Raw genomic sequence first — 23,019 nt, 5'->3', positions numbered from 1 at the left:
CGGAGACCTCCTCGTGCGAATGACCGACATCCAGCGCTGCGAGATCCGTCCCGGGCGCCTCGTCGAGTGGACGCTCAGCCCCGGCACGCTCGACATCGCGGCGGCGCTGCCCGAGGACACGCGACCGCCCGCGTACATCCAGGAGTCGCACATCCGCACGGCACGGTCGGTGCGCGAGGACGGCCTGTTCGTGCCGACCTGGCTCGGCGCGGCCTTCGACATCCCCGGCCCGGTCGACCTCGACGTGCTCCAGGAGGCGTTGCGCGCCTGGACCCTGCGCCACGAGACGCTGCGCAGCGGGTTCCGGTGGAGCGGCGAGAGCGGCGACACGATGCGGCGGTTCACGCTCGACGCCGACGCCGTGACCCTGCACCGCGAGGACGTCGGCGAATTCACTGACGCCACCTGCCTGGCCCGGCACCTCCAGGACCGTTTCGACCGGGTCGCGGACGCGCTGCGCTGGCCCAACCTCATCTACACGGCGGTCGTCCGCGACGACGGGGTCAGCGTCTACATGGCCTTCGACCACAGCAACGTCGACGCCTACTCCATCTACCGCATCCCCGCCGAGGTCGGCGAGCTGTACGCCGCGGGGGTCTCGGGGCGGACCGTGCCGCAGCCCCGGGTCGGCTCCTACGTCGACTTCTGCGAGGCGGAGCGGGCGGACGCGGACCGGATCGACGGCGACCACGACATCGTCGCCCGCTGGCGGGAGTTCATCCGGCGCTGCGACGGGCGGCTGCCGTCCTTCCCCGTCGACCTGGGCCTGACCCCTGGCAGTGCGCTGCCCGAACAGCGGCTGCTGCGCGAGCCGTTGGTGGACGCGGCCGACGCCGCCGCGTTCGAGGCGTACTGCCGTCCCTACGGCGGCAGCCTCGTCGGCGTGCTGGCCGCCACCGCGCTGATCGTCCACGAGATCGGGGGCGAGCCCGTCTACCGCACCGTCGTGCCCTTCCACACCCGCTCGCGGTCCCAGTGGACGGAGTCCGTCGGCTGGTACGTGGGCGGCGCGCCGATCGAGGTCCCGGTGGACCTGGCCCGCGACTTCCCCGGCGCCCTGCGCACTGTGCACGCCGAACTCCGGGCCAACCGGCGGCTGTCCCGCATGCCGATCGACCGGGTGCTGCGCCTGCTCGGCACGGACTTCCGGCCGACCTCGCCCGACCTGTACTCGATCGTGTCGTACGTCGACGCCCGCGGCGTCCCGGGCGCCGACAGCTGGCCGGACCGGACGGCGTACGCGCTGCTGCGGGTCTCCTACGGCGACCAGGTGTGCGCCTGGGTCACCCGACTCCCGGAGGGCCTGTGGTTCGCCAGCCGCTACCCGGACACCGACGTCGCCCACAAGAACCTGCGGCTGTACGTCGAGCGGCTGCGGGACATCATCACCTCGGTCGGTCAGAAGCCCACGGACTGAAGGGCGCCGAGGCCGACGTCGGCGTAGGAGTGCTTGCCGGAGACGAAGATGTTGACGCCGTAGTAGTTGAAGATCCAGCAGGCGAAGGCGGCCAGGGCCAGGTAGGCGGCCTTGCGGCCCTTCCAGCCGGCGGTGGCCCGGGCGTGCAGGTAGCAGGCGTAGGCGACCCAGGTGATGAAGGACCAGGTCTCCTTGGGGTCCCAGCCCCAGTACCGGCCCCAGGCGTCGCCCGCCCAGATCGCGCCCGCGATGATCGTGAAGGTCCACAGCGGGAAGACGGCGGCGTTGACGCGGTAGGCGAACTTGTCGAGGGAGGCGGCGGCGGGCAGCCGGTCCAGGACGGAGCTGGCGAACCGGCCGGGGGTGCCGCCGGAGGCCAGCTTGCTCTCGAAGTTGTCCTTGAAGAGGTACAGGATGGTGCCGACCGCGCCGACGTAGAACACCGCGCCGCAGAAGATGGCGGTCGAGACGTGGATGTACAGCCAGTACGAGTGGAGGGCGGGCACCAGCTGGTCGCTCGCCGTGTACAGGACCGTGACGGCGAGGCCGAGGTCGAGCAGGACGGTGGTGGCCAGGGGCAGGCCGAGCCAGCGGATGTTCTTCTTCAGGAGGAGCAGCGCGAGGTACACGCCGACGGCGACCGTCGTGAACGTGATGTTGAACTCGTACATGTTGCCCCACGGCGCCCGCTTCACCGACAGGGCGCGGGTGAGGACACCGCCGGCCTCCAGGGCGAAGGCGAGGACGGTGAGCGAGATGGCGATCCGCCCGTAGAGGTCGCCCTTCTCGGTGCCGCCGTGCGCGCCCGGCCCGTCGGGCACGTCGCGGGAGCCGGAGGCGGCGCGTACGACGACCGCGGGGCGCTCCAGTACGGCGGTGCCCCCGGCCTTCTTCACGGTGACGGCCGGGCCTGTCTTGGCGGCGCCCGCCTTGGCCCGGCTCGTGGCGGTGAGCGCGGCGGCGGTGCGGCCGACCTTGCTGCGGCTGCCGAAGAGCCACTCGGCGATGTGCGCGAAGAAGGCCAGGGTGTAGACGGCCATCGCGGAGTAGATCAGCGTGTTGCTGACGTTCGCGAGATGCTCGTTGGTCGCGGCGGCCAACTCGGTTGCGGCGGCGAGAGTCACTTCTCAGCCCCTTCGGCAGGTACGACGTGGGTGTCGGGGGATTCGGGGGTGTCGTCGTTCTCGGGCGCGTCGGACGCGCCGGGCGCGCCGGGTGCCTGGTCGTACAGGACCCCGGCGAGGTCGCCGAGTTCCTCGGGGACCTTCGCGGACTCGCTGCGGCCGAGGCCGGCCATCTCCACGACGGTGATGCCGTCGGCGCCGCGCACGGCCCGCACCCAGACGCGGCGGCGCTGGATGAACAGGGAGCCGGCCAGGCCGAGGATGGCGGTGACGGCGCCGCCGAGCGCCCAGCCGCTGCCGGGCTGCTGCGTGACCTGGAAGCCGGCCCACTCCTGGATGCCGTTGAAGGTGACCGAGCCGGCGCCGTTCGGGAGGGTCATGGTCTCGCCGACCTTGAGCTGCTTCTTGAAGAGCTTGCCGTCGGAGCCCTTGAACTCTTCCAGGTTGGTCTTGTCGAGCTGGTAGATGCTCTGCGGGATGCCCGCGTCCACGCCGAGGTCGCCGTGGTAGGCGGAGAGGGCGAGCATCGGGTTGATCAGCGCCGGGAAGGTGGAGCGCATGCCGCTGCCCGCGCCGCCGTAGGTCGGCAGGAAGAAGGCGTTGAAGCCGAGCTGCTCCTTGTCGCCCTCGGCGTTGCGGTAGCCGTCCATGACCTTGACGGCACCGGAGGAGGTGACGTTGCCGTCCAGCGGCAGCAGGGCCACCGCCTGCTTGTCCATCACCACGTCGCCCTTGCCGTCCTTGACGGTGAGGATGGGGGCGTAGCCGTGGCTGACGAGGTACACCTTGGAGCCGTCGATCTCCAGCGGCTTGTTGACCTCGATGGTCTTCGGCTTCTCGGCGCCGTCGGCGCCCTCGGTGTAGGTGACCTTGGCCTCGTAGACCCGCGGGGTGCCGCGGTTGGGGCCGGTCGCCTCGTAGGTGCCGTGGAAGTCCTTCAGGGTGAAGCTGAAGGGGGCCAGGTCGTGGTCCGGGTCGAAGAGGTTGCCGGACTTGAAGTCGTCGTACTGGGTGAGGGTGTTGGCGAAGCCGTCGCCCTCCAGGATCAGCTTGTTGCCCTCGTACTTGAACAGCTGGCCCCAGGCGAAGGCGACCAGCAGCACGATCAGCGCGATGTGGAAGGCGAGGTTGCCGACCTCCCGCAGGTAGCCCTTCTCGGCGGCGACCGCGTCACCGGCGGCGTCCGCGCGGAAGCGGCGCTTCTTCAGCAGCTTCAGCGCGGCCTCGCGGACCTCCTCCGGCTCGGCCTCGGTGCGCCAGGTGGTGTAGGCGGGCAGCCGGTCCAGGCGCCGGGGGGCGCGGGGCGGACGGCCGCGGAGCTGGCCGACGAACTGCCAGGTGCGCGGGACGATGCAGCCGATGAGGGAGACGAACAGCAGGATGTAGATCGCGGAGAACCACACCGAGCTGTAGACGTGGAACAGGCCGAGCTTGTCGTAGACCGGCGCCAGGATGTCGTGGTTGTCGCGGAAGTCCTCGACCTTCACGGCGTCGATGCCCTCCTGCGGGATCAGCGACCCCGGGATGGCGCCCAGCGACACCAGCAGGAGCAGGATCAGCGCGACGCGCATCGAGGTGAGCTGGCGCCAGAACCAGCGGGCCCAGCCGATCACGCCGAGCGAGGGGAGGTTAGGGGCTTCCTCCGCCGGGGCGGTGGAGAGCTGGGAGCCGGCGGCGCCGAGGTCCTGGTCGCCGCCGTCGGCCTTCGGCTGCTTGCCGGGGTCGGTACCGGGGGTGGTTTTCGAAGTGGTGCTCATCGGTCAGATCCCCACAGTGAAGCCGTTGGACCAGGTCTGCATGTCCTGCACGAGGGTGTCCCACACGCCGGTCAGCAGCAGGAGGCCGGTCGCGATCATCATGACGCCGCCGACGCGCATCACCCAGACATAGTGCCGCTTGACCCAGCCGAAGGCGCCGAGCGCCTTGCGGAAGGCGACCGCGGCGAGGACGAAGGGAACGCCGAGGCCGAGGCAGTAGGCGACGGTCAGTAGTGCGCCGCGGCCGGCGGTGCCCTGGTCGGCGGAGAGTGCCAGCACGGAGGCGAGGGTCGGGCCGATGCAGGGCGTCCAGCCGATGCCGAACAGGGCACCGAGTATCGGGGCGCCGACCAGGCCGTTCACCGGCTTCCTGTGGAAGCGGAACTCGCGCTGGGTGAGCCAGGGCATCAGGCCCATGAAGAACACGCCCATGAGGATCATGAACGCGCCCAGGATGTCGGTCAGCACGCTCCGGTTCTCCTGCAGCGTCTGGCCGAAGTAGCCGAACAGCGCGCCGCTGGAGACGAACACGACGGTGAAGCCGAGGACGAAGAGGGAGGCGCCGGCGACCATGCGGCCGCGCCGGGCCTCGCCGAGGTCGGTGCCGGTGACCCCGGTCACGTAGGAGAGGTAGCCGGGGACCAGGGGCAGGACGCAGGGGGAGAAGAAGGAGACGAGGCCGCCGAGCACGGCGATCGGGAGGGCCACCAGCAGGGCGCCGCTGAACACCGTGTCGTTGTAGCCCGCCGTCTCGGCGAGGGTGATCGCTGCGGACACGTCACTTCTCCGACGTGGCGGAGTCGGCGGACCCGTCGGACTCGTCGGCGAGGTACGGGGCGAGCATCTTGCGCAGCTTCTCCTCGCTGAGCGCCTGGAGGGTGCGCGCGGCGACCTTGCCCTCCCGGTCGATGACGAGCGTGGAGGGGACGGCCTGCGGGTTGAGGGTGCCCTTCTCGAAGCGGAGCAGGAGCTTGCCGCTCGGGTCGTACAGGCTCGGGTAGCTGACCCCGTAGTCCTTCTCGAAGGCGCGGGCCGGGCCGGTGGAGGTGTCGCGGGTGTTGATGCCGACGAACTGGACGCCCTGGTCCTTGACGTCCTGGTAGACCTTCTCGAAGTTCTTGGCCTCGGCCCGGCAGGGCGGGCACCAGGAGCCCCAGACGTTGAGGACGACGACCTTGCCCTGGTAGTCGGCGACGTCGACCTGGCCGCCGTCGACGGTCTCGCCGGAGAGGTCGGGGGCGTCGGCGCGCTCGCCCTTCTTCGCGGTCGCGATGCCGTCCGAGCCGGTGATGAAGCCCGTCTGGCCGCCGCCGCCCGAGGTGCCGCCGGAGCTGCACGCGGACACGAGGAGTGCCGCGGCGGCTGCGCCGACGGCGAGGGCGGCCCGGCTACGGACGCGGGACCGGCCCCGGCGGGACGCACGGCCGGACGCGTGGCCGGTGGTGCGGTCGGCGGTGCGGTTCGTGCGGTTCGAGCGCAGGGGGGCGCGGCTGGCGGCACTCATGTGAAAAGTTTCGCATGTCCGTTCCGGGGATCTTTCGCACCCCCCTCGCGGGCGGAAAACCGCATCTCAGGCGGCGTTCCCCGGGGGTGTCGAGCCCGCGGAGGACGTGCCCTTGAGAAAGGCGTTCCAGCCCCCGGCGGGTCGCTGCCCCACCTCGACCGTACGGAGCTTCGCGAGCACCTCCGGCTTCTGCACGTCCAGCCAGTCGGTGAACTGCCGGAAGGAGACGAGCCGGATGTCCCCGCCCTTCTCCTTCTCCCGCGCGATGTGCTTGAGGGCGTTCTCGACGGCGTCCATGTAGATGCCGCCGTTCCACTCCTCGAAGTGGTTGCCGACGAAGAAGGGCGCCCGGTTCGTCTCGTACGCCCGCTTGAATCCGGATATGTACGAGTTGGTGGCCTGCTTGCGCCAGCCCGGGTAGTTGTACGACGGGGCCTTGGTCGAGTTCACCGACTGGTTGGCGAGGATGTTGTAGTCCATCGAGAGGACCTCGAAGGAGTGGCCGGGGAACGGTATCTGCTGCAGCGGCAGGTCCCAGATCCCGTCCTTCTTCACCGGCCACACCTGGCGGCCGCCGGGCGAGGAGGCGTCGTAGCGCCAGCCCAGTTCGCGGGCGGTGGGCAGCAGGTTGTCCTGGCCGAGCAGACAGGGTGTGCGGCCGCCGACGAGTTCCTTGTCGTAGTCGAACGGCAGGGCGGGCAGGTCGGTCCAGCCGCTGTTGGTCTTCCACTCCTTGACGAAGGACTTCGCCTGGTCGATCTCGCTGCGCCACTGCGCGGGCGTCCAGTTGCCGACGCTGCCGCCGCCCGAGCAGAAGTGGCCGTTGAAGTGGGTGCCGATCTCGTGCCCGTCGAGCCACGCGCGGTGGACGTTCTTCAGCGTCGCCTTGATGTGTTCGTCGGTGAGGTAGCCGATGTCGGAGGCGCCGCGCGGGTTGTTCGGCGGGTCGTAGAGGCGCTTCTTGGACTCGGGCAGCAGGTACAGGCCCGAGAGGAAGAAGGTCATGTGCGCGCCGTGTTCCTGGGCGAGGTCCAGGAAGCGCGGGAAGAGCCCGTTGCCGACCTCGCCGGCCCCGTCCCAGGAGAAGACGACGAACTGCGGCGGCGTCTGGCCGGGTTCCAGCGGCACGGGCGCGTCGGGCTGGTGCGGCTGCTTGCCGGTGTACGACGTGGAGCCGTCGCCGATGGGCTTCGCCGGGGCCTTGCTGCTGCCGGAGGGCGACGGCTTCCCGGCGTCCCCGGCCTGGTGCGAGCCGTCCGACGAGGGGTGGGAGCCGGTGCCGCAGCCCGCGAGCCCGACCGCCGCCGCGGCCCCCGCGCCGAGTCCGAGTATCCCCCTGCGGGTGAGAGTGCGGTTGGTAGTGCGCATCGCAACCTCGTTCGTCGCGTCCTTGGGTGGTCACTAGGTGAGAGGACGCGACGAACGAACGGGTTCCGGAAATATGTGCGGGTTGGGTAACAGCGAACACACAGAAACGGTTCCGCGGCGGCGAACCGGCTGGGTTTCGTGGCCGGGGCGACCGTCAGGCCCCGTACGCCTTCCCCTGCCCCTTCGCGGGCTTGGCGCCCGCGAGGAGGTGGGCCGGGACGAGGTCGCGGGCCGGCTCGGTGTAGCCGACGGAGACGATCCGGTCGCCCCGGTAGGTGAACGTCGTCAGGGACGCCAGCGTGCACTGCCGCTTGCGCGGGTCGTGCCACAGCCGCCGCCGCTCGACGTAGGACCGCAGGATCCAGATGGGCAGCTGGTGGCTGACGACCACGGCCTCGTGCCCGCGCGCCCGGTCCCGGGCGGCGTCGATCGCGCCCTTCATCCGCACCACCTGGTCGACGTACGGCTCGCCCCAGGACGGCTTGAACGGGTTGACCACGTGCTTCCAGTTGGCGGGCCGACGCAGCGCGCCGTCGCCGATGCCGAAGGTCTTGCCCTGGAAGACGTTCTCGGCCTCGATGAGGCGCGCGTCGGTGTCGAGGTCGAGCCCGTGCGTCTTGGCGATCGGCGTCGCGGTCTCCTGCGCCCGCTCCAGCGGGGAGGCGACGACGTACGTCACGTCGCGGGGCGCGAGGTGCTCGGCGACCCGCTCAGCCATGCGCCGGCCCAGCTCGGAGAGGTGGTAGCCGGGCAGCCGCCCGTACAGGACACCGGTGGGGTTCTCGACCTCGCCGTGCCGCATGACGTGGACGACCGTCAGCTCTTCGCCGTTCTCGTGGCTCATGCCGTCGCCTCCGCTGCCGCGCGGGCCGCCGCCGGGAGGGCGTCGGCGATGCGCTGGACGGCCCGCTCGTCGTGGGCGGTGGAGACGAACCAGGACTCGAAGGAGGACGGCGGCAGGTAGACGCCGCTCGAGAGGAGGGAGTGGAAGAAGGCGGTGAACCGGAAGGACTCCTGTGCCTTGGCGTCCTCGTAGTTGCGGACCGGCCGGTCGGTGAAGAACACGGAGAACATGTTGGAGGCGGTCTGCAGGGTGTGCGCGACGCCCTCCTTGCCGAGCGCCTCCGTCACGAGCGACTGGATCTGCGCGGAGACCGCGTCGACCTTCTCGTACGCGGCGTCGTCGAGGAGCCGCAGCTGGGCGAGGCCGGCGGCGGTGGCGACCGGGTTCCCGGAGAGGGTGCCGGCCTGGTAGACGGGCCCGGCCGGAGCGAGGTGCGCCATCACGTCGGCGCGCCCTCCGAACGCGGCGGCGGGGAACCCGCCCCCCATCACCTTTCCGAAGGTCATCAGGTCGGGAACGACCCCCTCGACCCCGTACCACCCGGCGCGGCTGGTCCGGAAGCCGGTCATGACCTCGTCGGACACGAACAGCGCGCCGTTCGCCGCGCAGGCGTCCTTGAGCCCCTGGTTGAACCCGGGCAGCGGCGGCACGACGCCCATGTTGCCGGGCGACGCCTCCGTGATCACGCAGGCGATCTCGCCGGGGTGGGCGGCGAAGGCGGCGTGCACGGCCTCCAGGTCGTTGTACGGCAGCACGATCGTGTCGCTCGCCTGGGCGCCGGTGACACCGGGGGTGTCGGGCAGCGCGAAGGTGGCGACACCGGAGCCCGCGGCGGCCAGCAGCGAGTCGACGTGGCCGTGGTAGCACCCGGCGAACTTGATCACCTTGGTGCGCTGCGTGAATCCGCGGGCGAGCCGGATGGCGGACATGGTGGCCTCGGTACCGCTGGACACGAGCCGCACCTCCTCCAGCGGCGCGACGCGCTCGACCATCGCCTCGGCGAGCGCGACCTCGCCCTCGGCGGGCGTGCCGAACGACGTCCCGCGCGCGACCGCCTCCTGCACGGCGGCGATCACCTCGGGGTGCGCGTGCCCGAGGATCATCGGCCCCCAGGAGCAGACGAGGTCGACGTACTCACGCCCGTCCGCGTCCGTCAGGTACGGCCCGCTGCCGGACACCATGAACCGGGGCGTGCCGCCGACGGCGCGGAAGGCGCGCACCGGGGAGTTCACGCCGCCGGGCGTGACGGCCGCCGCGCGGTCGAACAGAGCCTGCGAGGCCGGTGCTTCGTATGGATATGCCAGTTCGCTCATGACCTGCGACTTCTCCGACCTTCTCGACCTTCTCCGACGTATCGGACCCTGCGCGGGTCCCGCTCGGCCGCTGGTTGCCCAGGGTGACTTCGACAAGGGTAGACAACCGCCCCGAACGTCGTGCCGTCTGCCAGACTGGAACCCATCCACGCAGCTCCTCGGGGCGGCACGGGCGCGGCTGTCGGCCGTCCCGCGAACGCACGGCCGACATATGACGTACATATGTTTCACCGCACGTTTCGGCGAGCGGCCGTGGGGGAGGTCACTGACACGATGATCGGGTTGCGCGGCGGGGGCCACGCGTCCTAGAAAAGCAGTCGGGTGGAGATATGCATCGCGGTGGCGGACTGGGCGAGGGGACCGACGACCTGGGTCCTCGACGTGCCCGGCGGGGCAGGCACCGACGCGAGGCGGAGGAAGCGTCCGAAGCACGTCAGGCACACGGCACACCGAGCGAGCCCGACCGGCTCTCCGGACGGGCCGACCGGCTGGGTGCGGGGAGCAGGAATGGTGGTCGGGTGGGGGTGACCTACAAGTACTTCGGCGCGCCCGACGGCGCGACCGCGGCCCGCGTCCCGATCTCCATGCGCCCCGAGGAACTGGGCGGGGACGAGCTCGGGATGAACGGCATGTTCACCAAGATCAAGCCGGAGACCATGGCCGCGATGGTCCTCACCGGCATCGAGGGCGTCCCCCTGCACAAGGTGCCCCCGCTGGAACTGGTCGTCCTGCACCCCGACTACGCGGTCGTGAAGCTCCCGACGACCGTCGTCGACCCCCTGCGCGGCATCGGCGAGGAGGCGGTCGGCGCGGCGGCCTTCATCTGGTCGACGGTCCCCGACCGGGGCGGGCCGCGGGACGCGTTCAACGTGTACCAGCTGCTGCACGAGTGGCAGGACTTCTCGCACCGGCTGCATGACGCGGGGCATCAGCCGTACTGCCTGGTGTGGCCCTGAGCTGGGGTTTCGTCAGGGCCGGGCGGGTTCTTCGGGGCCCGCCCTCTTTCGTGCCGGGGAGGGGCCGTCAGGCGGCCGGGGCACGTCGCCTTGCGGAATCGGGGCTCGCTGGACGGCAGCAGGCGCGTGGACGACCGGAGCATGAAGCCGGGATCCGAGTGGACCAGGCAACAGTCGATCTGTACGTCCGGGACGTGCAGTCGGCGGAGCCGCGACGCGAGGGCCGCACCCCACGACGGGGCGTCGTCTCGATGGGGCGTCGTCTCGATGGGGCGCCGTCGCCACGAGCCTGCCGTTCGGCTGACTGCCGTCTTCCCACACGGCAGGACTGGCAACGACCGCCTTGCCGAGGGCGGTTGTCCGTTGTGTCACCAACGTGCCAGCGCGCAGCACACGGCGGACCGGGCAAGCGGGTCGGCAGCCCTTGCCGGACCGGCTTGAGGGCACCCACGGCGGTGCGCAGGCGGTCGAGGGAATTTCTCCTTGCCCGCCTGAGGTTGTCGCTTCCGCAGGGTACCCATGGGGGTATCTCGAAGGAGTGTGGGTTGTGGAACTGGCGATGGCGGCTGAGGAACTGAGGACGGTGGTCAACCGGCTGCGCCGGGCACAGGGCCAGATCGCCGGGGTCATCAAGATGATCGAAGAGGGACGGGACTGCGAGGACGTCGTCACCCAGCTCGCCGCGGCGTCCCGGGCTCTGGACAGGGCCGGTTTCGCGATCATCGCCACCGGACTGCAGCACTGCCTGACCGACGCCGACATGGCCGCTTCCGGCGACCGGGAGCAGATGCGTGCCCGACTGGAGAAGCTGTTCCTCTCTCTGGCCTGATCTTGGGTACCGCGGCGTCCGGACCATCCGCCTGAGTCTCCGGGCGGACTCGGGATCGCTGACGAAGCGAGCAGTGACGTCCGCCCCCGGATGGTGCGCCCTCAGCCGCGTGCCTGGCGTGCGACGGGGGAGGGGCCCGGTTCCGGGTCCCTCCCCCGTCTTTTCGCGCGACTCATCGGTTGCGCAGTGCGGCAAGCGTGTTGTCGAGGTCGGCGGCGCGGGGGCGGTTGTGGGGCAGCTTGGCGAGCATGGCGGCCATGCCGCAGGTATTGGTCAGGGCGGAGAAGACCAGGCCACCTGCGATGCCGGCGGAGAGCAACTGGAAGGCCGGGTGGACGACGAGCCCGAGCAGCAGGCCGAGCAGCACGATCACTCCTGCCGTGAGCCTCACCTGTCGTTCCATGCCCCAGGTGGCACGTGAGGCGCCCTGCGGGCGGTGCAGCTCGTGGCCGTCGGCCGCCCAGGCGCCGGTGCCTCCCGACAGGGTGGCGGCCGTGACGCCGTTCTCGGCGAGGATCCTGCCGGCGTTCTCGGAGCGGGCGCCCGAGGCGCAGACGACCAGGACGTCGCCGCGTTCGGCGGCGTGCCGGATGTCGGGCAGCGCGCGCCGGATCTGGTCGAGGGGGATGTTGAGCGCGCCGGGGAGGTGACCGCCGGCGTATTCGGCGGGGGTACGCACGTCGATGACGGTCAGTTCGTGCAGTCGGGTGCGCGCCTCGTCGGTGGCGAGGGCCGTGGGTGTGGTCATGGCAGATGTCCTTACGGGTGCGGAAGTGGTGGTGGAGCTTGATCCGACGGGAGACCGGAGCCGGGCAGCAGGCGATCCCGAGATGCGTGCGCCGGCCAGGGTGTCTCTCCCGGTGTCTGTTGTAGGGCTGTTGAGGGCCTTCGTGTTCAGACGATCACGTCGACGAGCATGAAGGCCGCCACCGCCAGCAGGACGCCGGCGAAGACTTTCTGAAGGGTGGTGCCGGAGATCTTCGTCGCGAGCCGTTTTCCGTCCCAGGCGCCGAGGATCGCGGCTCCGGTGAAGGGGCCGATGATCTCCCAGTGGAGCCCGCCGTCGGTGCCGGTGCGAGCGACCAGCGCGGCGAGTGAGTTGACCGTGATGACGAGCAGGCTGGTGCCCACCGCCCGCCGCATGGCCAGTCCCAGGACGCTCACCAGGGCGGGCACGGCGAGGAACCCCCCGCCGACTCCCAGGAAGCCCGTCACGGCGCCGAGTCCGGCACCGACTCCGGCCGCCTTGCCGGGACGGATCCGGTCCGGCGGGGCGGCCGCGGACGGACGCAGCATGCGCAGGGCCGCCAGCGCGGCGATGACGGCGAACGCCGACGTCAGGACGGCTTCGGGCAGGCTTCCGGCGACGGACCCGGCGAGGAAGGCGGGGACGATGCCCGCCGCGGCGAACAGCGCCCCTGTCTTCCACGCCACGTTCCCGTCGCGGGTGTGGGCGTACAGGGCCGTGACGGAGGTGGCGGTGACGATGATCAGACTGGCGGTGGTGGCAGCGGCCGCTGTGAAGCCGAGCAGGTAGATCAGTGCCGGTACGGCAAGGACGCTGCCACCGCCGCCGAGGGCTCCGAGGGCGAGACCGACGACGGCCCCGGCGACGAGGGCGAGAACAAGTACGGTCACGTTATCCGGCCGCTGTTCCCGCGTTCGTCGACGACCGGGTGCCCGGCGGCGGCCCACGCGTTCATGCCGCCTTCCACGTCCACCGCCTGCGCTCCGCGCTCGGCGAGGAGCTTCGCCGCCTGCTGGGAGCGGTGACCGCTGCGGCAGATCACCACCAGCGGACACCCCTGCACCCGGTCGGGCAGGGCGGCACCGGCGACCAGTTCCGTCAGCGGTACGTGCACGGCGCCCGGAGCGTGGCCCGCGGTCCATTCGGGCTTCTCACGCACGTCCAGCAGGACGGCGTCGGGCTGATCGCCGCTGGTACGGCTGCGTGCCTCGTCGACGGTGACGCGGGGCCCGTTTCGGCGAAAGAGGAACATCACACGCTTCCTTCCTTGCGAGGGAACGGTCTGAATCAGCCGGCGACCAGTGACAGCCCGGCATCCGCCGCCGCGTCGAAGCCGTCGTCGACGGCGACCACCTCGCGTCCGGCGGCATCCAGCAGGGAGGCGGCGATCGCCGCGCGCATCCCGCCGGCGCAGTGCACCCACACCGTCCCCTCCGGCACCTCGCCGATACGGCCGTGCAGCTCGTGGACCGGGATGTGGACCGAGCCCTCGATGTAGCCGCCCGCGCGCTCCGAGTCCCGGCGCACGTCCAGCACGACCACCTCGTCGCCGCGCTCACGGACCCCGGCGAGGTCGGCGAAACGGGCCCGCGGGAAGGAGGCGAGCTCCTCGCCGGCGCGGACCCAGCCGGCCGGGTCGCCGGTGGCGGCGGCGGCCGGGCGGTCGATGCCCACCCGGGCCAGCTCCCGCTGTGCGTCGGCGACCTGCCCGGGGGTGTCGGCGAGCAGGGTGACGGGCTTGCCCCACGGGATCAGCCAGGCCAGGTAGGTGGCGAGCTTGCCCTCGCCCTCGAAGTTGAACGACCCGGCCACGTGTCCCTCGGCGAAGGCCATGCGGCTGCGGAGGTCCACCACCCACTCGCCCGCGGCCAGCCGGGAGGCGATCTCCTCGGCGTCCGCACGCCTGGGCGGGGTGAGGTCGACGGGTGCGGGGCCCGCCGCGTTGGCCGGTCCCATGTGCGCGTAGTAGGCGGGTACGTCGTCCAGGCCGTCGAGCATCCGGGCGACGAAGATGTCCACGTCCAGAGTCAGGGCGTCGTTGGTCTTGCGCTCCCTGCCGATCGTGGTCGCGTCCCCCTCGGCCTGGGAGGAGGAGCAGAAGCTGCCGAACCCGTGGGTGGGCAGGACCGGCACCTCGTCGTCGAGCTCCTCGACCAGGCGGTGGGCGGAGGCGTGCTGGGCTCGGGCCAGTCGCTCGGTCAGTCGCGGTTCGACCAGGTCGGGGCGACCGACGGTACCGATGAGCAGCGATCCTCCGGTGAACGCCGCCACACCGCGTCCGTCCTCCGCGAGGGCGTAGGAGGTGTGGTGCGGGGTGTGCCCGGGAGTGGCGATCGCCCGCAGCACCAGGCCCTGGTCCACCGTCACGGTGTCACCGTCGGCGACCGGGGTGCGGTCGAAGGACACCCGGGCCCCCGCCGGAACCAGGTACCGGGCGCCGGTGACGCGGGCCAGTTCCAGGCCGCCGGTGACGTAGTCGTTGTGTACGTGGGTCTCTGCCACGTACGCGATGCGCACCCCGCGGCGGGCCGCTGCGGCGATGATCCGGTCGATGTCGCGCGGCGGGTCGATGACCACCGCCGCACTGGGTCCGCCGGCCAGGTAGCTCCGATTGCCCAGACCCTCGAACTCCAGGGTGTCGACGAAGAACACGGCTCACGACTCCTCTCGGACGATTTACCCCGGGGGGTATCTGATGCCTACCATAACAGCTATACCTGGGGGGGTATTCCGCCTGTGGAAACCATCCCGCTCAGGCGCCACCTGGCGCCCTGCGGGTACCCGGCGGGGTATAGAGGAATCAGTTCCTCCGCGGTGATCACTGCCGCCTTCCTCGCCGCCGTGGCCGCCGCACGCCGCCGTGGTCGCCGCACGCCCCCGCGGACTCCGTGGCCACTGCGCCGCAGCGCCGCGCTCGCGGCGGCCCGGTGACTGCGGAGCACGCGGTCTGCTCCGTCCCGGCCGGTGCCGGCGGCCGGCGGCCCTGGTGGGACACGGGCGGGCGGCGGTTGCCGGGGCAGGCGGGCCTGGTTCACGAGGTCGCGCCCTCGGCCGTCCTGGTCATGGCCAGGCAGCCCGTGTCACCCGGCCCGGCGGTCATTCGGATCCGCCTGACACCCCGGCAGGGGTCGATCGCCGCGCTGGCACGCAACGGGCGGTCGACCGTCCGTCGGCACAGCCCGCCACCACCTGACCGGCCCCTGCCGGGCCTTCGAGCACACCCCGTCCGGTCGCGGCCCCGCTGTCGCGGGTGGCGGGGCCGGTCACGAACCGCAGCAGCCGCCCTCCCGTGCTTCCTCGGCAGCCGTGCCCGCCGCCGTGGGCGCGACGAGTTGCACGAGCCGCGGCTCCGGAGCAGCACAGCATCCGCCGCCGCCGTCGGCCGGCTGGGCGTCGGGGGTGTCGAACAGGCCCGCGCCGCCGCAGACCCCGGTCTCGGGGAGGGTGAGTTCGACGCGGTCCGCGGAGTCGAGGTCGCCGGCGATCGCGGCGGCGACGGAGCGGACCTGCTCGTAGCCGGTCATGGCCAGGAAGGTGGGGGCGCGGCCGTAGGACTTCATGCCGACCAGGTAGACACCCTGCTCGGGGTGGGAGAGCTCGCGGCGACCGTGCGGGTAGACGGTGCCGCAGGAGTGCTGGTTCGGGTCGATCAGCGGGGCCAGGGCCACCGGGGCCTGGAGGCGTTCGTCCAGGCCCAGGCGCAGCTCGTCCAGGAAGGAGAGGTCGGGGCGGAAGCCGGTCAGCACGATCACCTCGTCCACCGGTTCGAGGTGGCGGCCGTCCTCGCCGACCAGGACGAGGCGGCCGTCGGCGCCTCGTTCGACGGCTTCGGTGCGGAAGCCGGTGACCGCGTCGGCGTGCCCCTTGTCCACGGCGGCCTTCGCGGCGAGGCCGAGGGCCCCGCGGGCGGGCAGCTGGTCGGCGGTGCCGCCGCCGAAGGTGGACGCGGAGATCCCCCGGCGCAGGATCCACATGCCCTTCGTCCCCGCGCCGTCGGCGGCCTCCGCCAACTCGGCGAGGTACGCGAGCGCGGTGAAGGCGGAGGCACCCGAACCGATGACGGCCGTGCGCCTGCCCGCGTAACGGGCACGGACGGCCGGGTCCTTCAGGTCCGGCACCCGGTAGGTGATCCGGTCGGCCGCCGCCTTCTCGCCGAGCGCGGGCAGGCCGCTGCCACCGGCCGGAGCGGGCGTGGTCCAGGTGCCGGAGGCGTCGATCACGGCGCGGGCGAGGACACGCTCCTCACGGCCGTCGGCGTACTCGACGAGCACGACGAACGGCTGCTGCTCCCGGTCGGCGTCGACGGTCCGGTCGCGGCCGGCGCGAGAGACACCGGTGACCGTGGCCCCGGTGCGGACCTTGTCGCCGAGGGCGTCCGCGAGCGGCTGCAGGTACTGCTCGGCCCACTCACCGCCGGAGGGATACGTCGCCGGGTCGGGGCGCGTCCAGCCGGTGGGGGCCAGCAGCTTCTCGGCGGCCGGGTCGACGACCTCGCCCCAGGTGGAGAACAGGCGCACGTGGCCCCACTCACGCACGGCCGCGCCCGCCCGGCCGCCCGCTTCCAGGACAAGGGGCTCGGTACCGCGCTCGACGAGGTGCGTGGCGGCGGCGAGCCCGACGGGGCCGGCCCCGATGACGACGACAGGGAGCTGCTGGGTGCTCATGATGCTCGGTCTCCTCGAAGGGCGAAGGGTGTCAGCGTGCGTGGGCGAAGGCGGCCAGCCAGGGTGCCGCCGGCGTTCGGCGGCCGGGGCGGCGGTGCCGCCGCCCCGGGCGCGGCTGTCGGCAGAGACTGACGCCGGCCAGGTGGCGGGCGGCGCGGCGGACTCGGGCCGCGGTGAGAGCGGTGCGGAGGGCGGTGGCGACGACGACCTCCTTGATTCGATGCCTATCGATGCCCTCTACGACCCGGAGCTTGGCACTCGCATCGACGAGTGTCAAGATAGACGCATGTCGAATTCAGAGGTCGTGGAGCTTCCGGTTTTGCCGGACGGTGACGTCGTTCCGTGCTGCCCGCCGATCACCGCGGGAGAGCTGTCCCGAAGGGACGCGGAGAAGATGGCCGCCATGTTCAAGGCGCTGTCGGACCCGGTGCGCCTGCGCCTGTTCTCCAAGATCGCCTCGCATCCGGGCGGAGAGGCGTGCGTGTGCGACGTCGCGGACGTCGGCGTGTCCCAGCCGACCGTCTCCCACCACCTCAAGAAACTGCGCGAGGCCGGCCTGCTGACCTCCGAGCGGCGTGGCACCTGGGTCTACTACCAGGTCGCGCCGTCCGTGGTGGCGGCCATGGCCGCGATGCTCGACCTGCGCGGCTGACGGCCGCCCGAGCCGGGCCGCCGGAGGTGGCCCGGGAGGTGGCCCGCGGCGAGCCCGGCCCGGCCGCGGGCCACCACCTCCGGGTGCCGCGTCACGGCGCCGACGTCACCGCGCCGGCGGCGAACTTCCTTCGCCAGGCCAGCGCGACGTGGACCAGGCCGATCAGCACCGGGACCTCGATGAGCGGGCCGACGACGCCGGACAGGGCCTGGCCGGAGGTGACGCCGAAGGTGGCGATGGCGACCGCGATGGCCAGCTCGAAGTTGTTGCCCGCCGCGGTGAACGCCAGCGTGGTGGTGCGGTCGTAGGCGAGCCCGAGGCCCTTCCCGAGGAGGAAGGTGCCGAAGAACATGAGCGCGAAGTACACCAGCAGCGGCAGCGCGATCCGGGCGACGTCCAGCGGCTGCGAGGTGATGGTCCCGCCCTGCAGGGCGAAGAGGACGACGATCGTGAACAGCAGCCCGTACAGCGCCCACGGCCCGATCTTCGGCAGGAAGCGCTGTTCGTAGCCCTCGCAGCCCATCCTCCGTTCGCCGATCCGGCGGGTCAGGAAGCCGGCCAGCAGCGGGACGCCGAGGAAGACGACCACGTTCAGGGCGATCTTCCACATCGAGATGTCCAGGTGCTCGCCGTCGCCGAGACCGAGCCGGCCGGGCAGCAGGTCGAGGTAGAACCAGCCCAGCAGACCGAACGCCAGGACCTGGAAGACCGAGTTCAGGGCGACGAGCACGGCCGCGGCCTCGCGGTCGCCGCAGGCGAGGTCGTTCCAGATGATCACCATGGCGATGCAGCGGGCCAGGCCGACGACGATCAGGCCGGTGCGGTACTCGGGCAGGTCCGGCAGGAAGATCCACGCCAGGGCGAACATCACCGCCGGTCCGACGACCCAGTTGACGACCAGGGAGGAGATCATCAGCTTCCGGTCGCCGGTGACGGCGTCCAGCCGGTCGTAGCGGACCTTGGCAAGGACCGGGTACATCATGATCAGCAGGCCGAGCGCGATCGGCAGGGAGACACCGCCGACCTCCACCTTCGCGAGCGCGTCGTCCAGCCCCGGAACGGCCCGTCCGAACCCGAGGCCGACGGCCATGGCGAGGAGGATCCACACCGCCAGGTAGCGGTCGAGGGTGGAGAGCTTCTTGACGATCGAGTCGTCACCGCCCCCGGTCCGCGCGGGGGTGGTGGGCTCGGTGGAGGTCACGGGCAGGCCCTCTTGTTCTCGGCGGCGGTGCGGGCGGAGGCGGCGAGTTGGGCGAACTGCTCGGACAGGCCGGCCAGGACCTCGGGCCTGAGCTTGTAGTAGGTGTAGCGGCCGCAGGGCTCGGTCTCCACGATCCCGGCCTCGCGCAGCACCTTCATGTGGTTGGAGAGGTTGGTCTGCTTGGCTCCGGTCTCCTCGACCAGGTGCGTCGTGCAGAGCGTCTCGCGCGCCAGGAGGGTCACGATCCGAAGGCGGAGCGGATCGCCCAGCACCCGGATCACGTCAGGGTCGACTGAAGTCAGCATGCGCTGATACTTTCACATCATCACTCGCTGATACCAGCGAGGGCTGAAGTCATCGGCGGCCGGGTTCCGCCGTGCGACGAGAGAGAACCATCACCATGGCCGACAAGCCGTCCGTCCTGTTCGTCTGCGTCCACAACGCCGGCCGTTCCCAGATGGCCGCCGCGTGGCTGACCCACCTGGCCGGCGACCGCGTCGAGGTCCGCTCCGCCGGCTCAGCCCCCGGCGACCGGGTCAACCCGGCCGCCGTCGAGGCCATGGCCGAGGTCGGGATCGACATCTCGAAGCAGACGCCGAAGATCCTCACCGCCGACGCGGTCCGCGAGTCGGACGTCTGCATCACCATGGGCTGCGGCGACACCTGCCCGGTCTTCCCCGGCAAGCGCTACCTGGACTGGGAGCTGGAGGACCCGGCCGGCCAGGGCGTCGAGGCCGTCCGCCCCATCCGCGACGCGATCAGGACCCGCGTCGAGTCCCTCATCGCCGAGATCGGCATGGAGCGACGGGCGTGACGCCCCGCCGAGGAGGAGCCGATCGTCCGCGACGTCACGGGTTTTCGCGTTGCTCCGCGCCCGGCCGATGAGTTCGCGGCGCCCGGGCGGTCCAAGCTCGTGACACCCGAGGAAAGGACGCCGCCGTGTCGGAGCTTCTCGTCGATTTCATCACCTCACTCGACGGCTGTGCGTCGGGGCAGGGGTGGCCCGGTTTCTGGGGTCTGGAGGGCCCGGAGTACCTCGCGTGGCTCGGTGAGCAGCCCGAGGTCACCTACCTGATGGGAGCGAACACCTACCGCCTGATGTCGGGCTTCGCCGCGGGCAGCGTCCCGAGCGGCCAGGACGAGTTCAGGCCCGAGGAGGAGGCCGCCGTCGACGAGCTCACGCGGGCGTCCAAGGTGGTGTTCTCCTCCTCCCTCGAGGCGCCGCTGACGTGGGCCAACTCCACGCTCGTGCGCGACGACGCCGTCGAGGCGGTCCGGGCCATGAAGTCGGGCGGTTCGGGGATCCTGAGCACGATCGGCAGCCTCAGCCTGTGCCGGTCCCTGCTGCGGGCCGGACTCGTCGACCGCTTCCGGGTCGTGATGTTCCCGGTGATCACCGGGGCCACGGGCGAGGAACGCGTCTACGACGGCTATCCGGACGTCGCCCTCACGATGACCGGGCACCGCACCTTCGACGACGGCATCCAGCTGGTCGAGTACCAGCCCCGCGTGCTCGAGCACCCGCCCCTCGGCGTCCCCGCGTGAGGTCGCCGGACGACTGGTGCATGACCCCCACCGATCACCGGCGCCCGTTGACCGGCAGGCTGACCGGGTTCCGGTTCCGTGGTGAGGCTCCCGGGCGCCCCCGCGGGGGGCCCGTACGATGGGCGCGTGTCCAGCAGCAACCGATCAAGCAGCCGCCTCGCCGGGCGGCTGTTCCTGCTGCTGGTGATGGCGGTGCTGGCCGGCGTGCTGGGCATGCACGGCCTCGCCCCCGGGGCGGCGCCGGCTGCGCAGAAGGGCGCGGGCCACGAGAGGGCGACGGCCGCGGCGGAGGGTGTTCCGCATGCGGGCGGGGGCTGTACGCACACGGACGGCGGACCGGGTCGCCCGGATCACGCCGACGGGACTTGCGCGGCCACCGGAATCGGGTCGGCGTACGCGCCGCCCGCGCTGACCGGCACCCTGCTGGACGCGCCGCCCGCCCCTGCGCCCGCCGCGGCGGTGTCGGGGTCGCCGCATGACGGCCGGGCCCCGCCCGACCTGTCCGAGCTGCAACTTCTGCGGATATAGAGCGGCCCGCCCGGTAGCCCCGTAGCCGGTGTCTCCTTTCCCGGTGACGGGTGCCGGGCCTTCGCATGCCCTGACATCCCTTCCCACGGCGTGCCGCGAACGGCCCGCCGCCAAGGAGTTGCAGCACATGATCCGCACGCGTTCCCTCGTCCGCCGTACCGCCGCCGTCGCTGCCGCGGGCGCGGCGACACTCGTCCTGGCCGCCTGCGGCGGCAGCGGCGACACCACGGCCGGACACAGCGGCCACGGCGCCACCGCTTCGCCCTCCGCCTCGGCGTCGGCATCGATGTCGCAGCGACAGCACAACGCCGCCGACGTCGCCTTCGCGAAGGGGATGATCCCCCACCACCGCCAGGCCGTCGAGATGGCCGACCTCGCGCCCGACCGTGCGCGGTCGGCCGAGGTGCGAAAGCTCGCCGCAGACATCAAGAAGGCCCAGGACCCGGAGATCAAGACGCTCTCCGGGTGGCTGACCTCCTGGGGCGAGGAAGTGCCCGCCGAGGGTGCCATGGACCACTCCGTGCACGACATGGGCGGCATGATGACGGCCGACGAGATGACCGAGCTCGAGAACTCCTCGGGCAAGGCGTTCGACACCGCCTTCCTGGAAATGATGGTCAAGCATCACGAGGGCGCGGTCGAGATGGCGAAGACCGAGCAGGCCGGCGGCGCCTACGGACCCGCCACCAGGATGGCCGGCGCGATCATCAGCACGCAGAGCACGGAGATCGAGCAGATGAACGAGCTGCTCGGCAAGGGCTGACAGCACCACGCCGGTGCGGGGTGCACGCCGAGCCGTCCACCCCGCACCGGCCCGTCCGCCGACTCCACGCCTACCACTGACGGATCGCCGCAGGAACAGGCCGGCCTGTTCCTGCGGCGGTCCGTCAACGCGTGGTCCACGGACCGGCGCGTGGGGCGGCGTGGCGGGCCAGGGCCGTGTGCAGTTCTCCGAGCAGGACGTCGGCTCGTCGATGTCTGCCGGGTTTCGCCGTGCGGCACACCGCGAACAGCCGCCGGGACCCTGTCGGTAAGCTCCCCGGCGTGGCCGTCAGCCGACCGAGAGCAGCGAGAAGAGCACCGTGACCCCGCACGACCGCGAGTACCAGCACGAGTACGCGTACGAGAAGGACGGCGCGGCCATCTACCGCCAGTCCTTCGCGACCATCCGCGCGGAGGCCGACCTCTCCGGGCTGCCCGCGGACGTCGGTGGGGTCGCGGTCCGGATGATCCACGCCTGCGGGATGGTCGACCTGGTCCGGGACCTGTCCTGGACGCCCGGCGTCGTCTCCCGGGCCCGCGAGGCGCTGCGGGCGGGTGCGCCCGTCCTGTGCGACGTGCGGATGGTGGCCAGCGGCGTGACCCGCAAGCGGCTGCCCGCGGACAACGACGTGCTGTGCACCCTGTCCGACCCGGCCGTCCCCGAGCTGGCTGCGAGGCTCGGCACCACGCGCAGCGCCGCCGCCCTCGAGCTGTGGCGCGACCGGCTGGAGGGGGCCGTCGTCGCCGTCGGCAACGCGCCCACCGCTCTCTTCCGGCTCCTGGAGATGATCGACGCGGGGGCGCCCCGCCCGGCCGCCGTCATCGGAGTCCCCGTCGGCTTCGTCGGCGCCGCCGAGTCCAAGGACGCGCTGACCGCCCACCCCTCTGGCGTGGAGCACCTCGTCGTACGGGGCCGTCGCGGGGGCAGTGCGATGGCCGCCGCCGCGATCAACGCGATCGCCGACGAGGAGGAGTGAGCGGCGAAACCGTGGGCCCGTACGAGCGCTACGTGGGCCCGTACGAGCGCTAGCGGTCGCCCGGGGGCCTCGTGTGCGCCTCGCTCACCCACCGGGCCGCCTCTTCCGGGTCGGCCACGACCGGTACTCCCTCCGGCACCGGGGGTCTGCGCACCACGATCACGGGCAGCCCCGCCTCGCGGGCGGCCGTCAGTTTCGGGGCGGTGGCCGCTCCCCCGCTGTCCTTGGTGACGAGGACGTCGATGCGGTGCCGGCGCAGCAGCTCGCGCTCGCCGTCGAGGGTGAAGGGGCCGCGGGCCCGCAGTACCTCCGTGCGGGGCGGGCAGGGCCCCTCGGGCGCGTCGACGGACCGGACGAGGAACCACGGGTCGGCCAGCGGGGCGAAGGCGGCCAGGCCCATGCGGCCGGTGGTCAGGAAGACCCGGCGGGCGGCCAGGGCGGGCAGCAGTGCGGCGGCTTCCGCGAGCGAACCCGCGTCGTGCCAGACGTCCCCCTCGACCCGCCGCCAGACGGGGCGGCGCAGGGCGAGCAGGGGGACGCGGGCCGCGGCGGCGGCGTGGACCGCGTTGCGGGTGATGGTGTCGGCGAAGGGGTGCGTGGCGTCGACGAGGAGGTCCACCGCGTGCTCGCGGAGCCAGGCGGCGAGTCCCTCCACGCCGCCGAAGCCGCCGACGCGGGTCTCGCCCGGCGGGGTTCTGGGCGCGGAGACCCGTCCCGCCAGGGAGTTCGTCACGCGAAGCCCGGCCGGGCGCCCGGCCGCCAGCAGTTCGGCCAGGCGGCGGGCCTGCGTGGTCCCGCCGAGGATCAGCACGTGCACGGCAGGCCTTTCC

Annotated in this window: 24 protein-coding genes; 9 read left to right on the top strand and 15 right to left on the bottom strand. The window is 71.9% G+C overall.

Translation table 11 applies throughout. The annotated features are described in order from the left end of the window. Positions 1-13 precede the first annotated feature (13 nt). Positions 14-1,417: a condensation domain-containing protein gene (locus AB0P07_RS00365; protein WP_365543029.1), complete on the top strand. Its 1,404-nt coding sequence runs from the start codon at positions 14-16 to the stop codon at positions 1,415-1,417. On the opposite strand, the gene ccsB is transcribed toward AB0P07_RS00365, so the two are convergent. From ccsB to hemL, 7 genes are all read right to left on the bottom strand, one after another. After that, positions 1,399-2,541 carry a c-type cytochrome biogenesis protein CcsB gene (ccsB, locus tag AB0P07_RS00360; RefSeq protein ID WP_365543026.1) on the bottom strand — a complete coding sequence of 381 codons (1,143 nt, stop codon included), beginning with the start codon at positions 2,539-2,541 and terminating at the stop codon, positions 1,399-1,401. The two genes, AB0P07_RS00365 and ccsB, sit on opposite strands and share 19 nt — an antisense overlap. After that, positions 2,538-4,298, bottom strand: a complete 1,761-nt coding sequence (locus AB0P07_RS00355) for a cytochrome c biogenesis protein ResB (RefSeq protein ID WP_365543023.1) — start codon at positions 4,296-4,298, stop codon at positions 2,538-2,540. The genes ccsB and AB0P07_RS00355 overlap by 4 nt, the downstream gene beginning before the upstream one ends. Before the next feature lie 3 nt (positions 4,299-4,301). Continuing rightward, positions 4,302-5,075 carry a cytochrome c biogenesis protein CcdA gene (locus AB0P07_RS00350; protein WP_365543020.1) on the bottom strand — a complete coding sequence of 258 codons (774 nt, stop codon included), beginning with the start codon at positions 5,073-5,075 and terminating at the stop codon, positions 4,302-4,304. A gap of 1 nt (position 5,076) precedes the next feature. After that, complete coding sequence (locus tag AB0P07_RS00345) at positions 5,077-5,802, bottom strand: TlpA disulfide reductase family protein (RefSeq protein ID WP_365543017.1); 726 nt, start codon at positions 5,800-5,802, stop codon at positions 5,077-5,079. 66 nt (positions 5,803-5,868) lie between these two features. Continuing rightward, positions 5,869-7,170, bottom strand: coding sequence for a hypothetical protein (locus tag AB0P07_RS00340; protein ID WP_365543014.1), 1,302 nt, complete (start codon positions 7,168-7,170; stop codon positions 5,869-5,871). Between the two features lie 154 nt (positions 7,171-7,324). Beyond that, positions 7,325-8,014 carry a histidine phosphatase family protein gene (locus AB0P07_RS00335; protein WP_365543011.1) on the bottom strand — a complete coding sequence of 230 codons (690 nt, stop codon included), beginning with the start codon at positions 8,012-8,014 and terminating at the stop codon, positions 7,325-7,327. After that, entirely contained in the window at positions 8,011-9,327 is a 1,317-nt protein-coding gene (gene hemL, locus AB0P07_RS00330; RefSeq protein ID WP_365543008.1) for a glutamate-1-semialdehyde 2,1-aminomutase, read from the bottom strand. Before hemL ends, AB0P07_RS00335 begins: the two co-directional genes overlap by 4 nt. A 329-nt stretch (positions 9,328-9,656) precedes the next feature. Here hemL and AB0P07_RS00325 point away from each other — a divergent pair, with 329 nt between their 5' ends. Together AB0P07_RS00325 and AB0P07_RS00320 are read left to right on the top strand one after the other, a co-directional pair. Then, the gene (locus tag AB0P07_RS00325; protein ID WP_365543005.1) at positions 9,657-10,283 is read left to right on the top strand and encodes a hypothetical protein; all 627 of its coding nucleotides are present in this window, start codon (positions 9,657-9,659) and stop codon (positions 10,281-10,283) included. Positions 10,284-10,830: 547 nt separating this feature from the next. Further along, a complete protein-coding gene (locus AB0P07_RS00320) occupies positions 10,831-11,112 on the top strand; it encodes a metal-sensitive transcriptional regulator (RefSeq protein WP_365543002.1) in 282 nt (93 codons plus the stop codon). Between the two features lie 172 nt (positions 11,113-11,284). Here the strand turns inward: AB0P07_RS00320 and AB0P07_RS00315 are convergent, their stop codons facing one another. The 5 genes from AB0P07_RS00315 to AB0P07_RS00295 form a co-directional block, all read right to left on the bottom strand. Beyond that, positions 11,285-11,860: a rhodanese-like domain-containing protein gene (locus AB0P07_RS00315; protein ID WP_365542999.1), complete on the bottom strand. Its 576-nt coding sequence runs from the start codon at positions 11,858-11,860 to the stop codon at positions 11,285-11,287. A gap of 146 nt (positions 11,861-12,006) precedes the next feature. Further along, positions 12,007-12,750 carry a sulfite exporter TauE/SafE family protein gene (locus tag AB0P07_RS00310; RefSeq protein WP_365542997.1) on the bottom strand — a complete coding sequence of 248 codons (744 nt, stop codon included), beginning with the start codon at positions 12,748-12,750 and terminating at the stop codon, positions 12,007-12,009. Beyond that, on the bottom strand, positions 12,747-13,112 hold the full coding sequence (locus tag AB0P07_RS00305; protein WP_365542994.1) for a rhodanese-like domain-containing protein: 366 nt from the start codon (positions 13,110-13,112) through the stop codon (positions 12,747-12,749). Before AB0P07_RS00305 ends, AB0P07_RS00310 begins: the two co-directional genes overlap by 4 nt. A gap of 35 nt (positions 13,113-13,147) precedes the next feature. Then, on the bottom strand, positions 13,148-14,512 hold the full coding sequence (locus AB0P07_RS00300) for an MBL fold metallo-hydrolase (RefSeq protein ID WP_365542991.1): 1,365 nt from the start codon (positions 14,510-14,512) through the stop codon (positions 13,148-13,150). A gap of 611 nt (positions 14,513-15,123) precedes the next feature. After that, complete coding sequence (locus tag AB0P07_RS00295; protein WP_365542988.1) at positions 15,124-16,524, bottom strand: NAD(P)-binding domain-containing protein; 1,401 nt, start codon at positions 16,522-16,524, stop codon at positions 15,124-15,126. A 286-nt stretch (positions 16,525-16,810) separates the two neighbouring features. Between AB0P07_RS00295 and AB0P07_RS00290 the strand changes: the two genes are divergently transcribed. Then, positions 16,811-17,176 (top strand): metalloregulator ArsR/SmtB family transcription factor, encoded by a 366-nt coding sequence (locus AB0P07_RS00290; protein ID WP_365542986.1) that lies wholly within the window; start codon positions 16,811-16,813, stop codon positions 17,174-17,176. Positions 17,177-17,267: 91 nt separating this feature from the next. On the opposite strand, the gene arsB is transcribed toward AB0P07_RS00290, so the two are convergent. Both arsB and AB0P07_RS00280 read right to left on the bottom strand, forming a co-directional pair. Then, positions 17,268-18,377: an ACR3 family arsenite efflux transporter gene (arsB, locus tag AB0P07_RS00285; protein WP_365542984.1), complete on the bottom strand. Its 1,110-nt coding sequence runs from the start codon at positions 18,375-18,377 to the stop codon at positions 17,268-17,270. Next, a complete protein-coding gene (locus AB0P07_RS00280) occupies positions 18,374-18,682 on the bottom strand; it encodes a metalloregulator ArsR/SmtB family transcription factor (protein WP_365542981.1) in 309 nt (102 codons plus the stop codon). Before AB0P07_RS00280 ends, arsB begins: the two co-directional genes overlap by 4 nt. Before the next feature lie 95 nt (positions 18,683-18,777). On the opposite strand from AB0P07_RS00280, the gene AB0P07_RS00275 reads away from it, so the two are divergent. The 5 genes from AB0P07_RS00275 to AB0P07_RS00255 all read left to right on the top strand — a co-directional run bounded on the left by AB0P07_RS00275 (position 18,778) and on the right by AB0P07_RS00255 (position 22,189). Further along, positions 18,778-19,191, top strand: a complete 414-nt coding sequence (locus tag AB0P07_RS00275) for an arsenate reductase ArsC (RefSeq protein WP_365542978.1) — start codon at positions 18,778-18,780, stop codon at positions 19,189-19,191. Between the two features lie 125 nt (positions 19,192-19,316). Next, the gene (locus tag AB0P07_RS00270) at positions 19,317-19,922 is read left to right on the top strand and encodes a dihydrofolate reductase family protein (RefSeq protein WP_365542975.1); all 606 of its coding nucleotides are present in this window, start codon (positions 19,317-19,319) and stop codon (positions 19,920-19,922) included. Positions 19,923-20,048: 126 nt separating this feature from the next. Further along, positions 20,049-20,450, top strand: coding sequence for a DUF6153 family protein (locus tag AB0P07_RS00265; protein WP_365542972.1), 402 nt, complete (start codon positions 20,049-20,051; stop codon positions 20,448-20,450). A gap of 127 nt (positions 20,451-20,577) precedes the next feature. After that, a complete protein-coding gene (locus tag AB0P07_RS00260) occupies positions 20,578-21,213 on the top strand; it encodes a DUF305 domain-containing protein (protein ID WP_365542969.1) in 636 nt (211 codons plus the stop codon). A gap of 319 nt (positions 21,214-21,532) precedes the next feature. After that, positions 21,533-22,189 (top strand): precorrin-8X methylmutase, encoded by a 657-nt coding sequence (locus tag AB0P07_RS00255; RefSeq protein WP_365542966.1) that lies wholly within the window; start codon positions 21,533-21,535, stop codon positions 22,187-22,189. A gap of 49 nt (positions 22,190-22,238) precedes the next feature. On the opposite strand, the gene AB0P07_RS00250 is transcribed toward AB0P07_RS00255, so the two are convergent. Beyond that, a complete protein-coding gene (locus AB0P07_RS00250) occupies positions 22,239-23,006 on the bottom strand; it encodes a cobalt-precorrin-6A reductase (protein WP_365542963.1) in 768 nt (255 codons plus the stop codon). Positions 23,007-23,019: the final 13 nt, after the last annotated feature.

Origin of the sequence: Streptomyces sp. NPDC085944, assembly GCF_040686295.1 — a bacterium.
Taxonomy (GTDB): Bacteria; Actinomycetota; Actinomycetes; order Streptomycetales; family Streptomycetaceae; genus Streptomyces; species Streptomyces salinarius.
Note: the sequence above shows the minus strand (reverse complement) of the source record. Positions and strands in the feature narration are given on the sequence as shown.